Genomic DNA, 13772 nt, shown 5'->3' with positions numbered 1-13772 from the left:
GGACGCCGGGCGACCGGCCTGAAGGGAAGAGCAGCATATGGGCGGCAAGACACCGCACAGCGCCTTGGGCGACGCCCTGACCGCGGAGGATGTGGCCACATACCTGCGCGAGACCCCAGACTTCCTGCAGCAGCACCCGGACGTGGTCCACCACCTGATCCCGCCGCCCGAGAACCGGGGCAATGGGGTGGCGGACCTGCAGCATTTCATGCTGCTGAAGCTGCGGCGGGAAGTGGCCGACCTGACCGCCCAACAGGAAGAGCTGATCGCCACCGCCCGCGCCAACATCAACAACCAGAACCGGGTACATGCCGCGGCCCTGTACCTGATGGACGCGCAGAGTTTCGAGCACCTGATCCAGACCATCACCACCGACCTGGCCGTGCTGTTGGACCTGGACATGGCCTGCCTGGTGATGGAACAGCCGGAGGACAGCCGCTTGGTCCTGCATGCCGAGCGCAGCGGCCTGCAACTGGTGGGAACCGGCACCATCGGCCAATGGATGCACCGGCGCGAGGTCATCCTGCGCGGTAACATCCAGGGCATGCCCGAGATTTACGGCCCCGCCGCCCCCATCGTCCGCTCCGAGGCGCTGGTCCGCCTGCAGGTGGCCCCCGACGCGCCGACGGGCCTGCTGGCCTTCGGCTCCCGCGACGCCGACCTGTTCCACCCCGGCCAGGGCACCGAGCTGCTGAGCTTCCTGGCGCGCGTGGTGGAGCGGTGTATAAAAGGTTGGTTGGCTCTTTGAGTTGCCTCAAGCACCGGCGGCCTCAGTCGGCGCCTATAAAAGGTGCGCTAGAGAGATCATCATGACCAAGCCCCCCGCCCTGGGATATTCCTGCGCGCCGGACGTGGCGGCGGCGCTGGAGGAGTGGCGGCGCTGGCTGACGTCGGATAAGACGGCCTCGCCCCATACGCTGCGCGCCTATCAGGGCGACGTCGCCGCCTTCCTGTCCTTCCTGACGGAGCATCTGGGCCGGGCGCCCAGCCTGAACGACCTGGGCGGGGCGAAGCTGGGCGACTTCCGCGCCTGGCTGGCCGACCGGGCAAGCGATGGCGCCATCGCCGCCAGCCGGGCCCGCGCCATTTCCGGTGTACGCAACCTGTTTCGCTGGCTGGACCGCTCCGGCCGGCTGCACAACCCGGCCATCGGCCTGCTGAACGCCCCCAAGGTGAAGCGCCCCATCCCCCGACCGCTGACGGTGGACGACGCCGGCACGCTGCTGGAGGAGTCGTCCGACATTCCCGAATCGCCCTGGGTGGGCCTGCGCGACCGGGCCCTGTTCACCCTGCTGTACGGCTGCGGCCTGCGCATGGATGAGGCCCTGCGCCTGACCCGGGGGAGGCGCCGCTTAACAGCGACACCCTGCGCGTCACCGGCAAGGGGGCCAAACAGCGCGACGTGCCCGTCCTGCCGGCCGTGCGACAGGCGCTGGCGGCCTATATCGAGGCCTGCCCCCACCCGCTGCCCGCCACCGGGCCGCTGTTCGTGGGCGTGCGCGGGGACCGGCTGAACGACCGGGTGGCGCGCCTGGCCATGCAGACCCTGCGGCAACTGCTGGGCCTGCCCGACACCGCCACGCCGCACGCGCTGCGCCACAGCTTCGCCACCCACTTGCTGGGCGGGGGCGCCGATCTGCGCGCCATCCAGGACCTGCTGGGCCATGCCAGCCTGTCCACCACCCAGCGCTACACCGACGTGGACGCCGAGCAACTGCTGTCGGTCTATGAGACGGCGCACCCCCGGGCCCGGCGCGGCGGGCCCCGTTCCTGAGGACAAGCCCCATGCGGCTGCTGAATCTGGTCATCCCCCTGGTGTGCGCGCTGCTGTCCGGCATTCCGTCACCGGCGCGCGCCACCGAGGAAACGCCCCTGTCGCTGGCGGACAAGGCGGTCACCCTGACGCCCAACCCCGCCTTCCGCTATGTGGCCGCCGGCGACACCAAAGCCTTCCTGGAGCGGCATTGGCGGGGCCGTCCCCTGGCCGGCGGCGCCGGGCTGGGCCTGCTGATCCCTGTCGGATCAGCGCCGGAGCCGGCTTGGCTGGTGGTCCTGAGCTATGACGGCGGCGGCCATGTCAGCGACCTGGATGCCGGCCGGCTGGATGCCGACGCCCTGCTGGCCGCGCTGAAGTCCGCCGGTGGCGGCACACCCCGCCTGACCGGCTGGGCCCAGCCGCCCCGGTATGATGACTCCAGCCACACCCTGGTCTGGGCAACCCGCAGCCTGGCGGATGGCGGAGCGGTGGATGCGCTGGATTATCACGTCCGCCTGCTGGGCCGGCGCGGCGTGCTGAACCTGGACATCGCCGCCCGCATGAACGACCTGCCCACCATCGAAGGGGAAATGCCGGCGCTGCTGTCCATGATCCGTTTCACGCCGGGCAACGGCTACCGCGACTACGTGGCCATCGCCGACCGATCCGTCACCCTGGGCCTCAGCGGCCTGATCGCCGGTGACGCCCTGGTGAAGGGCGGCCTGCTGGACCATCTGTGGGCCGGCATCCGCAGCCAGAGCTTCATTTATCTGGTGGCGGTGCTGATCGTGATGCTCGGGGCCCCCCGCCTCAGCCGCTATTGGGGGCCGAAGCCGCCCCCGGCGCCGGCGCGGGACCAAGAGCCGCCCGCCCCGCCGCCCTCACCGCCCAGGCACGAGGATCATGACGGCCACAAAGGGCCCTGGTCTTAAGACACAGTTATTTCTCAGCAAGTCATTTCACACAACACGAGAAAGAAAGATGTGGGAAAATATTAAGAAGAATTTTATAGCTCACGTAACATTATTTTGCACTGTTATAGGAGCTTTAGCGGCTGGATTTGCTGCCTTCTATGCCGGCCGACAATTGGATACGGCGCAGAATACAGAAAAACGAAGCCTACGAGCATACTTGTTTCTTAGCACAGTCTCATGGGAAAGCCCCCCAAAAAATCCATTCCGTGTGAATATTCAAATTAAAAACGGCGGGGAAACACCTGCATACGGCGTAATGGGTGAGGTCTTCATTGCGATATTGCCATATCCGTTAACAGTTCCCATCAATAAATTTGATGTAGAAGCTCAACAGTACATGAATGATTCAGCCACCCCGAATCGGGTTATGTTATACAAAGAAACATTCGCCAATTATATGGCAGAACGCAATATTGGTGACAATTATCTTGATTTAATAACCGATAGAAAAAGGTTGTATGTTTGGGGATCAGCGAAATACTCTGACGCGTTTGGAGAGAACCATACGCTGCATTTCTGCATCAACTTCAACAAAGGCCTGATAACAAATAACCGTTTCGAATGGTGCGATTGGTATAACGACGAAACTCCCTAACGATCCTCCTCAAGCAGAAACGGCGCCGGGTCACCCCGGCGCCGTTTCAGCATTCCCGAATGGGAAGGTTTACATGTGGATGGTGCGGCCCAGCACGCCCAGGGCCGCTTCCTTGATGGCCTCGGTCAGCGTGGGGTGGGCGTGGCTGGTGCGGGCGATGTCTTCGGACGAGGCGCCGAATTCCAGGGCCAGCGCCAGTTCCTCGATCATCTCGCCGGCCGAGGCGCCGATGATGTGGGCGCCCAGCAGCTTGTCGGAATGGGCGTCGGCCAGCAGCTTCACGAAGCCCTCGGTGGCCTGCATGGAGCGGGCGCGGCCGTTGGCGGTGAAGGGGAACTTGCCGACCTTGTAGTTGACGCCGGCGGCCTTCAGCTGCTCCTCCGTCTTACCGACGGAAGCGATTTCCGGCCAGGTGTAGACCACGCCCGGGATGGCGTCGTAGTTGATGTGGCCGGACTGGCCCGCCATCACCTCGGCGCAGACCACGCCCTCTTCCTCGGCCTTGTGAGCCAGCATGGCGCCGGCGATGACATCGCCGATGGCCCAGATGCCGGGCACGTTGGTGCGGAAGTGGTGGTCGGTCTTGACGCGCTTGCGCTCGTCCAGCTCGACGCCGACCTTGTCCAGGCCCAGGCCCTCGGTGTAGGGGCGGCGGCCGATGGCCACCAGCACCACGTCGGCCTCGATGGTCTCAGCCGTGCCGCCGGCGGCGGGCTCGACCGTCAGGGTGACGCCGGTGTCGCTGGCCACGGCCGAGGTGACCTTGGTCGACAGCTTGAAGGACAGGCCCTGCTTGGCCAGGATGCGCTGCGACTGCTTGGAAACCTCACCGTCCATGCCGGGCAGGATGCGGTCCAGGAACTCCACCACCGTGACCTGCGCGCCCAGGCGCTGCCAGACGGAGCCCAGCTCCAGCCCGATGACGCCGCCGCCGATGACCACCAGGCGCTTCGGCACGCCGGCCAGCTCCAGCGCTCCGGTGGAGGAGACGATGCGCTTCTCGTCGATGGTCACGCCCGGCAGGGGCATGACGTCAGAGCCGGTGGCGATCAGGATGTTCTTGGTGGTGACGGTCTCGGTGGCGCCGTCCTCCTTGGTCACCGTCACCTGGCCCGGAGCGGCGATGCTGCCCTTGCCGGTGAAGCGGGTGATCTTGTTCTTCTTGAACAGGAATTCCACGCCAGTGACGTTGGACTTAACCACGTCGTCCTTGTGCTTCATCATCGTCGGCAGATCGAGTTCGACACCCGACACCTTGACGCCGAAGTTGCCCAGGGAGTGGCTGGCCTCCTCGAACTTCTCGCTGGCCACTAGCAGGGCCTTGGAGGGGATGCAGCCCACGTTCAGGCAGGTGCCGCCCAGGGTCTTGCGCATCTCGACGCAGGCGACCTTCATGCCCAGCTGGGCCGCGCGGATGGCCGCGACATAGCCGCCGGGGCCGCTGCCGATGACGACGAGGTCGAATTGGGTTTCGGTGGTCATGTTTAGATTCCCTCAGGCGCCGGGCGCGGGCATCCGCCCGCTTGGCTATCCTCGCTTTCCAGTCCGCTACGCTTCCCGGAAAGCTCCGGCGGACGCGGTCGCGTCCTAGTCGCTGCGCTCCCAAAAAGGAGAAACTCGGCACCGAACTTTTGAGTTTGCGATCAGGCAGTCAGCAAACGGGGGGCCGTGGGCCCCCCGTCCGTCGGATCAGACATCCAGCAGGATGCGTTCCGGGTTCTCCAGGCATTCCTTGACCCGCACCAGGAAGGTCACGGCCTCGCGGCCGTCGATGATGCGGTGATCGTAGGACAGGGCCAGGTACATCATCGGGCGGATGACGATCTGGCCGCCGACGACCATCGGACGCTCCTGGATCTTGTGCATGCCCAGGATGCCCGACTGCGGGGCGTTCAGGATGGGCGAGCTCATCAGCGAGCCGTACACGCCACCGTTGGAGATGGTGAAGGTGCCGCCGGTCATGTCGGCGATGGACAGCTTGCCGTCGCGGGCCTTCTTGCCCAGCTCATTGATGCTCTGCTCGATCTTGGCGAAGCCCATCTGGTCGGCATCACGCACCACGGGAACCACCAGACCGGTGGGCGTGCCGACGGCGACGCCGATGTCATAGTAGTTCTTGTAGATGATGTCGGTGCCCTCGATCTCGGCGTTGACGGCCGGGATTTCCTTCAGGGCGACCAGGCAGGCCTTCACGAAGAAGGACATGAAGCCCAGCTTCACGCCGTGCTTCTTCTCGAACTGGTCCTTCAGCTCGTTGCGCAGCTTCATCACGTTGGTCATGTCCACCTCGTTATAGGTGGTCAGCATGGCCGCGGTGTTCTGGGCATCCTTCAGGCGGGCGGCGACGGTCTGCCGCAGGCGGGTCATGCGCACCCGCTCCTCAAGGTCGGCGCGGGCGCGCGGGCCGGCCGGGGCCTTGGCGATCGGGGCCGGAGCGGCGACCGGGGCCGGGGCGGCCTTCGGGGCGGCCAGGTGGTCGATCACGTCACCCTTGGTGACGCGGCCGTCCTTGCCGGTGCCGGCGATGGCGGCGGGGTTGACGCCGGCGTCGGCGGCGATTTTGGCGGCGGCGGGCATCACGCCAGCCGAGGCGCCAGCGGCCGGAGCGGCAACCGGGGCGGCGACCGGCGCCGGGGCGGCGGTCTTGGCCGGGGCCGGGGCGGGAGCGGCGGCCGCGGCGGCGCCACCCTCGGTGATCAGGCCCAGCACGGCGCTGACGCCCACGTTGGCGCCCTCGGCGGCCAGGATCTCACCCAGCGTGCCGGAGGCCGGGGCGTTCACTTCCAAGGTGACCTTGTCGGTCTCCAGCTCCACCAGCGTTTCATCCGCCTTGACGCTGTCGCCAACCTTCTTCAGCCACCGCGCGACCGTCGCTTCCGACACGGACTCGCCGAGGGTGGGCACCAGGATTTCCGTCGCCATGTTTTTGGGACCTTGGTTCGTTTCTAACAAAGGGTTTCAGAATAAAATCATTCCGGGGCCGCAACGGGCCCCGGAACGTCATTGGATCAAGCGATGGTCAGCGCCTCGTCCAGGAACTTGGCCAGTTCCTGGTTATGGCGCTTCAGCTGGCCGGCGGCCGGCGAGGCGGCCTCGGCGCGGCCCACATAGGACGGACGGCCCGCCTTGTGGTTCAGCTCCTTCAGCACGGCCTCGATACGGCGGTCGACGAAGCTCCAGGCGCCCATGTTCGCGGGCTCTTCCTGGCACCACACCACCTCGGCGTTGGGATACTTGGCCAGCTCCACCTTCAGGGCGTCGTGCGGGAAGGGGTACAGCTGCTCCAGACGCAGGAAGGCCACGTCCTTCACACCCCGGTTCTCCCGCTCCTGGAACAGGTCGTAGTAGACCTTGCCCGAGCAGAGGACGACGCGGCGGATCTTCGCCGGCTCGACCAGGTCCACACCGGTCTCGTACAGGACGCGGTGGAAGGACTCGTTGCCGGTGAACATGGCCAGGTCGCTGACGCACAGCTTGTGACGCAGCAGCGACTTGGGGCTGAAGACCACCAGCGGCTTGCGGAACTCGCGGTTCACCTGGCGGCGCAGCACGTGGAAGTAGTTGGCCGGGGTGGTGCAGTTCACGATCTGCCAGTTGTCCTCGCCGGACAGCTGCAGGAAGCGCTCCAGGCGGGCGGAGCTGTGCTCCGGACCCTGGCCCTCATAGCCGTGCGGCAGCAGCATGGTCAGGCCGGACATGCGCAGCCACTTGCTTTCGCCCGAGCTGATGAACTGGTCGATGATGGACTGGGCGCCATTGACGAAGTCGCCGAACTGCGCCTCCCACAGGACCAGGGCATGCGGCTCGGCCAGGGTGAAGCCATATTCAAAGCCCAGAACCGCCGCTTCGGACAGCGGGCTGTCGTGGACCTCGAACCGGGCTTGGTCACCCCGGATGTGATCGAGCGGCACGTACTTGGCCTCGGTGGTCTGGTCGACCAGCACGCAGTGGCGCTGGGAGAAGGTGCCGCGGCCCACGTCCTGGCCGGACAGGCGCACGGGCACGCCTTCCACCAGCAGGGTGCCGAAGGCCAGCGCCTCGGCCGTGGCCCAGTCCAGGTCCTTGCCGGTGGCGAACATCTCCTGCTTGGCCTTGAGCTGACGCACCACCTTGGCGTTCACGTCCACGCCTTCCGGCACGGCGGAGATGGCCTTGCCCACTTCCTGCAGCAGGTCCATGGACGCGGCGGTCTTGCCCTTGCGGTCGTCGTTCTTGGCGGCGCTCAGACCCTGCCACTTGCCCTCCAGCCAGTCGGCCTTGTTCGGCTTGTAGGTGGTGGAGGCCTCGAACTCCACTTCCATGGCCTTATGGAAGTCCGTCACGAAACCATCAGCCTCCTCGGCCGTGATGACGCCCTCGGCGATCAGCTGCTTGGCGTACAGCTCACGGGTGGTGGGGTGGTTGCGGATGGCCTTGTACATCAGCGGCTGGGTGAACGCCGGCTCGTCGCCTTCGTTGTGCCCCTGGCGGCGATAGCACACGATGTCCAGCACCACGTCCTTCAGGAACTTCTGACGGAACTCCACGGCGATGCGGGTGACGTGGATCACGGCCTCGGGATCGTCGCCGTTGACGTGGAAGATCGGCGCCTGGATGGCCTTGGCCACTTCCGTCGGGTACGGGCCGGACCGGGCGTACTGCGGAGCGGTGGTGAAGCCGATCTGGTTGTTGGTGATGATGTGGATGATGCCGCCGGTGCGGTAGCCCTTCAGCTCGGACAGCAGCAGCGTCTCGGGCACCAGACCCTGGCCGGCGAAGGCGGCGTCGCCGTGCAGCAGCAGGCCGATGACCTCATGCCGCGCCTCATCGGACGGCGGCATGGTGGAGCGCTGCACCTGCTTGGCGCGGACCTTGCCGCACACGACCGGGTTCACCACTTCCAGGTGCGACGGGTTGGCCGTCAGCGACAGGTGGATGGAGTTGCCGTCGAACTCGCGGTCGGCCGAGGTGCCCAGGTGGTACTTCACGTCGCCCGAGCCCTGCACGTCCTCGGGATTGGCGGCGTTGCCCTGGAATTCGGAGAAGATGGCCTTGTACGGCTTGTTCATCACGTTGGCCAGCACGTTCAGGCGGCCGCGGTGCGCCATGCCGATCACCAGTTCCTTCAGGCCCAGCTGACCGCCGCGCTTCAGGATCTGCTCGATGGCCGGGATCCAGACCTCACCACCCTCCAGGCCGAAACGCTTGGTACCGGTGTACTTCAGCTGCAGGAAGCGCTCGAAGCCTTCGGCGGCCGTCAGGCGCTGCAGGATGGCCTTCTTGCCTTGGAGCGTGAAGTCGGTCTGGTTGCGGATGCCCTCGATGCGTTCCTGGATCCAGGCCTTCTGCTCCGGATCCTGGATGTGCATGAACTCCACGCCGATGTGGCCGCAATAGGTGCGCTGCACCGCGTCCACGATCTGGCGCAGGGTGGCCGTCTCCATCCCCAGCACGTTGTTGATGAAGATCGGACGGTCCAGGTCGGCGTCGGTGAAGCCGTAGGACTTGGGATCCAGCTCCGGATGCTCGCTGCGCTTCTCCAGGCCCAACGGGTCCAGCTTGGCCATCAGGTGGCCGCGGACGCGGTAGGCGCGGATGAGCATCAGGGCACGGATGCTGTCCAACTGGGCCTGGCGCAACTGCTCGGGCGTGATGCCCCCCGCCACAGCGCCGGTCCCGGCCGGGGCGGCGGCGCCATTGGCACCCTTGGCGCCCTTGGCCGGGGCGGCCGGCTTGGCGTCGGGGTCGGGCACGCCGATGACGGCGGCCTTGTTGGGCGCCCAGCTCGCCCCCTTGATCTCGCCCAGCACGACGCGGGCATCGTCATCCAGCCCGGCGAAGAAGCTGCTCCACGAAGGATCGACGGAGGCCGGATCCTGCAGGTAGCGGGCGTAAAGCTCGGCGAGGAAGGTCGCGTTGCCGGCGAAAAACAGGGAGCTTTGATCGGTTACCATGGCGCTCTGCGCTTGATCTGGGAGGGATAGGGCGCCCGCGTCTACGTGGCAGGGCGTCCCGATGGGACCGAAATTCGCGTTCTTTTACGCCATGATACCAGCGCCTTCAATATGCGACGGCGCGGGGGCCGTTGCCACGAAAACGCCTACCACGCATAAGAAACGCCCAGTTCCCGCAACAAAGCCACCAAGGGCGAGAAACGCTAGTGCCTTTTGTTGCGCGATGTTCAACACGATGGCCACCTTCGACGTAAGGCGCCGAAATCAAACAAGTGACACCGGATGCCAATAGTGAGGTGGCACCAGCTTTACGCAGGGTCAAGCCACAATGCGGGCGCCTGGGCGGCATGCCAGCCATGGTGAAAAAAGGCACGGCGCCTAACGCTGTCGGTTCAGCATGGGTATGAAGTCCTGGCGCAGGCTTGTCACCAGCGACGCCACCTCGATCGTCGAGTCTGCGTCGGCGTCGTCGCGCACGAAGGTCACATCGTAAGCGACCTTGTAACTGACGATATGGCTACTGCCCCCAATCATGGCCCCGTTCATGAACGTGTGCGACGTCATTATCGTCTTCCAGGGCAGAAAAGCCTTGATGCGCAAGCGGGGGGCGCCGGCAGCCTCAGCCATCTCGGCCGCCCGGTACAGGGCCATTTCTTGCACCATCTCCGGTGACGTGACGGAGCCCTCGTATGTCACCCTGGCGCCCGTCCCCTGGTCGATGGACTGAGAGTCAAAACCGCGGCCACCGAAGCCCGACTGTCCATATTTGTCCACCTCTGCCGCACCTTCCACCAGGTTCAGGTTGGGCACCAACTGGCGCCACAGCTCCGCCACCAATTCCTCCCCCGACGGCAGGAAGGGCAAGCTAGGCGCAGTTTGCAGAGCGTTGACAATGGGGCGCTGGCTACGATCGAAAGCGGCCAGCCGCATCCAGAGGGCCAATCGGGTAGGCTGGTCGCAGTCAGGCAACAGGGCGGCCGTAGCCACGAAGCGCAGCAAGTCGAAGTCGGCGGGCCGGCGCGCCACCAGGGTCGCCAGGCGGGAGCCTCCATCCTTTTCACCGGATGCCATGGCCGCCACCGCCGTCATGGCGTCGATCCAGCCGTCGGCCTCCCAGAGGACGGTATCTGGCCATTTCGCCTGCGCCCGCTCCGCCTGATACCGGGCGACCACGTCGGCGAAAGCCGGCAGGCGCGCCGGGTCCTGCAAGCCGGCAGTCAGGGCATGCAGTGTCAAGGCGACCCATTGGCTGGCCCGGCGCAACGGCCAGTCACGCGAACGGACGTCCGACATGGCCGCCTCGCATGCAGCCACCCCTTCTATCCCGTGGGCGACATGGGCCTGGTCCGCTGCCCCACGCTGAGCCGGGCTGTCGTTCTTCCAGATCATGCGCGGCAGAAAGAAAAGAACATGCGCGGCCTTGATCACTCCGGCGTCGGGGGGACGCGGGCGCCCATCGCACTGAATCCACGTTTCGTCCGATTTGGAGTCTACAGCCGCGCTTGCGCCAGCCACTGTCAATGCCAGTCCGACGACGACCGCCGCACAAAGTCCCTGTCGCATAAGTTGCCGCCCCTTGAATATGTAAATTCTTTTTGCAGAAAAATTATGTATAATTGCCATATATTGTATCCTCTAGCAACATTTTGGGACCGGGAATGCGCAAGATCTATACCGCCGCGGCCATAGCGATGGCGCTGGCCGGCTGCTCACACGAAATGCCCAGAAACGCTTCTTTCAATTCGATACGTACACCAATAATGACCCGCTCACACACTGTCGGCGTATTCGACACCAGGAAGGCTGGTGACGTTATATACAGTGAGACCAGCTCGGGAACTACGGAGGGCGCCATTGTCGATGGTCCCATCGACTTTCAGAGAATTTTCAAGGACATGAAATTCTCTCCGGGCGACAGTCTCCTTAAATTTTCCTACAACATGGTCGATTATTATTGTACTCGAGGGGATCAGAATTCCGACAGCGGACTCAGCATCGGCAGCATTTGCTTTGTCGATGAAAAGGGCGACGGGCACCTAAACAAAATCCACGTGCTTGGTTTCAAGACCAGCACCCAAGTCATGAACTTGGGGCCCACCTTCGACGTTGCACCCGCCCCTGCCGCCTATCACACGGCGCTTGTCCCCTTCGGCGCTATGACCATGCAAAGCGACCTGGTCTTCGACGGAGTGAAGGATGGCTACGTCGTCATCGAGCATCGGTTGCATGGGGACGTGCAGCAAAGCAGCATTCCTTATAGCCGGAAATTCTTTGCCCCGGTGCCGCAGCAGAATCCCGTTTCGCTGAACATCCCGCTGCTGCCCTTCGATGGCATGAGCGTGCCCGCCAGCTTTAGCTCCCCCCTCCTCCAGTCCTTCATGCTGACTTTGGTCATCACCAAGGCCGATGCGCAGAGCATCCAGTATTCCGTGATGAAAACCTGGACACCATGGCGCATGCCCCAGGGCATCAAGGAACGTGGCGCCTTCACGACCATTCCAGCCACAGCGGCCACGCCCACGACGCCGGCCGGCCACTAGCGAACGCGGGCACCGGCCCGCGTAACCACCCCTCAATTTTCTTGGGCTCCACCTTCCTTGGCCCCCACCTTCCTTGGGAAGCGACACGTGACGCACAAGACGCGCATAGCCCTAGCCGCCGGCCTTCTGATCCTGACGGGTTGCGGAGCCACCATCCCGCCCGATGCCTCTTTCAACACGCCCCGGCCCCCCATGATCACGCATTCATTGGCTGCCAACACCCAGACCACCAGGAACAAGGGTGCCGTCCTCTACAGTGATGTCAGTTCCCGCCTCGTCCCCGGTGTGATCCTCGATGGAGAGATCGATTTCAATCGCCTGTTTGGGGACATTAAGTTCCACCCCGGCGACACGCTGATCACCTACCCCTACAACAACACCAACTATTACTGCCCCCAGAGCGAGCCCCCCACCAGCTCGGGGCTTGACGCCAACAGCTTCTGTTTCGTGGATGAGAATAAGGACGGGCATCTCACCAAAATTCAGATGTTCGAATTCACCAATACCCATGGGGGGCATTCATCCGCCACCGCCTATCGCTTTCTCATGACCTTCACGGTCGCGCCCGCCCCCTATCACGCGGGCATGGTTCCGTTCGGTCCAATGTCGGTGCAGAGTGACCTGGTTTTCGACGGCGTGCAGGACGGCTACGCCGTCATTGAGCATCGCCTGCACGAAGAGGGCCGTGACGACGCCATCGTCTACCGGCGCAAATTCTTCGCCCCCGTTCCGCAACAGCAGCCCGTCACGCTGACCATCCCGCTACTGCCCTTCGATGGCATGTCGATACCGGAGGCATTCTCGGCACCCGCCCTGGCTCCTCTCATGCTGACGCTGATCGTCAACCAGGCCAACGATCATGGCATTCAGTATTCGATCCAGAAGCCATGGGCACCCTGGCGCATGCCACAGGGAATCCAGCAAAAAGGCGACTTCACCACCATTCCCACCACACCCTAATCCGGGGCGAGCCGCCCCTCCCCAACTCGGCGTAGCCACCCCCGCCAGCCCGGGCAAAGAAAAACGGCGGCCCCGTTACCGGGGACCGCCGTTTTCCATTCCATCAAAACCACCCCAAAGGGGGCCGACGCCAGGCCTTAGCCCTTCAGCGCCTTCAGCATGGTGGAACCCAGGCTGGCGGGGCTGTCGGCGACATGGATGCCGGCGGCGCGCAGGGCCTCGACCTTGAAGTCGGCCGTGTCGTTGCCGCCGGAGATCACGGCGCCCGCGTGGCCCATGCGGCGGCCCGGGGGGGCCGTGCGGCCGGCGATGAAGCCGACGACCGGCTTCTTCGTCTTGCTGTCGCGGATGAACTCGGCGCCGTCGACTTCCGCCGAACCGCCGATCTCACCGATCATGATGATGCCCTCGGTCTCCGGATCATCGAGGAACAGCTGCAGGCTGTCCACGAAGTTGGTGCCGTTGACCGGGTCGCCGCCGATGCCGATGCAGGTGGTCTGGCCCAGGCCGGCCGCGGTGGTCTGCGCCACGGCCTCATAGGTCAGGGTGCCGGAACGGCTGACGATGCCGATCTTGCCACGCTTGTGGATGTGGCCGGGCATAATGCCGATCTTGCACTCGTCCGGGGTGATGACGCCGGGGCAGTTCGGGCCGATCAGGCGGGTCTTGGACCCGGCCAGGGCGCGCTTCACCGTCACCATGTCCAGCACCGGGATGCCTTCGGTGATGCAGACCACCAGCGGGATCTGGGCATCGATGGCTTCCAGGATGGCGTCCGCGGCGAAGGGCGGCGGCACGTAGATCACCGAGGCGTTGGCGCCGGTGGTGTGCACGGCCTCGGCCACGGTGTCGAACACCGGCAGGTCGAGGTGGGTGGTGCCGCCCTTGCCGGGGGTCACGCCGCCAACCATCTTGGTGCCGTAGGCGATGGCCTGTTCGGAGTGGAAGGTGCCCTGCGCGCCGGTGAAGCCCTGGCAGATCACCTTGGTGTTCTTGTCAACCAACACGGCCATG

12 protein-coding genes are annotated in these 13772 nt (G+C 64.8%); 7 read left to right on the top strand and 5 right to left on the bottom strand.

Features of this window, described 5'->3' with window-relative positions:
* Positions 1–37: 37 nt before the first annotated feature.
* The 5 genes from UCD39_RS22460 to UCD39_RS22445 all read left to right on the top strand — a co-directional run bounded on the left by UCD39_RS22460 (position 38) and on the right by UCD39_RS22445 (position 3325).
* The gene (locus tag UCD39_RS22460; protein ID WP_330497946.1) at positions 38–748 is read left to right on the top strand and encodes a DUF484 family protein; all 711 of its coding nucleotides are present in this window, start codon (positions 38–40) and stop codon (positions 746–748) included.
* 61 nt (positions 749–809) lie between these two features.
* On the top strand, positions 810–1514 hold the full coding sequence (locus UCD39_RS22455; protein ID WP_442943691.1) for a site-specific integrase: 705 nt from the start codon (positions 810–812) through the stop codon (positions 1512–1514).
* A complete protein-coding gene (locus tag UCD39_RS28595) occupies positions 1403–1774 on the top strand; it encodes a tyrosine-type recombinase/integrase (protein WP_442943690.1) in 372 nt (123 codons plus the stop codon). The genes UCD39_RS22455 and UCD39_RS28595 overlap by 112 nt, the downstream gene beginning before the upstream one ends.
* A gap of 11 nt (positions 1775–1785) precedes the next feature.
* Positions 1786–2688 (top strand): DUF2167 domain-containing protein, encoded by a 903-nt coding sequence (locus UCD39_RS22450; protein WP_330497945.1) that lies wholly within the window; start codon positions 1786–1788, stop codon positions 2686–2688.
* Complete coding sequence (locus UCD39_RS22445) at positions 2660–3325, top strand: DUF8453 domain-containing protein (RefSeq protein WP_330497944.1); 666 nt, start codon at positions 2660–2662, stop codon at positions 3323–3325. Before UCD39_RS22450 ends, UCD39_RS22445 begins: the two co-directional genes overlap by 29 nt.
* A 69-nt stretch (positions 3326–3394) precedes the next feature.
* Here the strand turns inward: UCD39_RS22445 and lpdA are convergent, their stop codons facing one another.
* From lpdA to UCD39_RS22425, 4 genes are all read right to left on the bottom strand, one after another.
* Positions 3395–4807 carry a dihydrolipoyl dehydrogenase gene (gene lpdA, locus UCD39_RS22440; protein WP_145729760.1) on the bottom strand — a complete coding sequence of 471 codons (1413 nt, stop codon included), beginning with the start codon at positions 4805–4807 and terminating at the stop codon, positions 3395–3397.
* A 207-nt stretch (positions 4808–5014) separates the two neighbouring features.
* Positions 5015–6247: a 2-oxoglutarate dehydrogenase complex dihydrolipoyllysine-residue succinyltransferase gene (gene odhB / locus UCD39_RS22435; RefSeq protein ID WP_330497943.1), complete on the bottom strand. Its 1233-nt coding sequence runs from the start codon at positions 6245–6247 to the stop codon at positions 5015–5017.
* 86 nt (positions 6248–6333) lie between these two features.
* On the bottom strand, positions 6334–9258 hold the full coding sequence (locus UCD39_RS22430) for a 2-oxoglutarate dehydrogenase E1 component (protein ID WP_330497942.1): 2925 nt from the start codon (positions 9256–9258) through the stop codon (positions 6334–6336).
* A gap of 378 nt (positions 9259–9636) precedes the next feature.
* On the bottom strand, positions 9637–10881 hold the full coding sequence (locus UCD39_RS22425) for a hypothetical protein (RefSeq protein ID WP_330497941.1): 1245 nt from the start codon (positions 10879–10881) through the stop codon (positions 9637–9639).
* A 35-nt stretch (positions 10882–10916) separates the two neighbouring features.
* On the opposite strand from UCD39_RS22425, the gene UCD39_RS22420 reads away from it, so the two are divergent.
* Positions 10917–11798: a hypothetical protein gene (locus UCD39_RS22420; RefSeq protein WP_330497940.1), complete on the top strand. Its 882-nt coding sequence runs from the start codon at positions 10917–10919 to the stop codon at positions 11796–11798.
* An 87-nt stretch (positions 11799–11885) separates the two neighbouring features.
* Positions 11886–12758: a hypothetical protein gene (locus tag UCD39_RS22415; protein WP_330497939.1), complete on the top strand. Its 873-nt coding sequence runs from the start codon at positions 11886–11888 to the stop codon at positions 12756–12758.
* Positions 12759–12895: 137 nt separating this feature from the next.
* Here UCD39_RS22415 and sucD read toward each other — a convergent pair whose 3' ends face one another.
* Complete coding sequence (gene sucD / locus UCD39_RS22410) at positions 12896–13771, bottom strand: succinate--CoA ligase subunit alpha (RefSeq protein ID WP_004274388.1); 876 nt, start codon at positions 13769–13771, stop codon at positions 12896–12898.
* Between the last annotated feature and the right edge of the window lies 1 nt (position 13772).

The organism is Nitrospirillum karajorum, assembly GCF_036348415.1.
GTDB classification, from domain to species: domain Bacteria; phylum Pseudomonadota; class Alphaproteobacteria; order Azospirillales; family Azospirillaceae; genus Nitrospirillum; species Nitrospirillum amazonense_B.
Note: the sequence above shows the minus strand (reverse complement) of the source record. Positions and strands in the feature narration are given on the sequence as shown.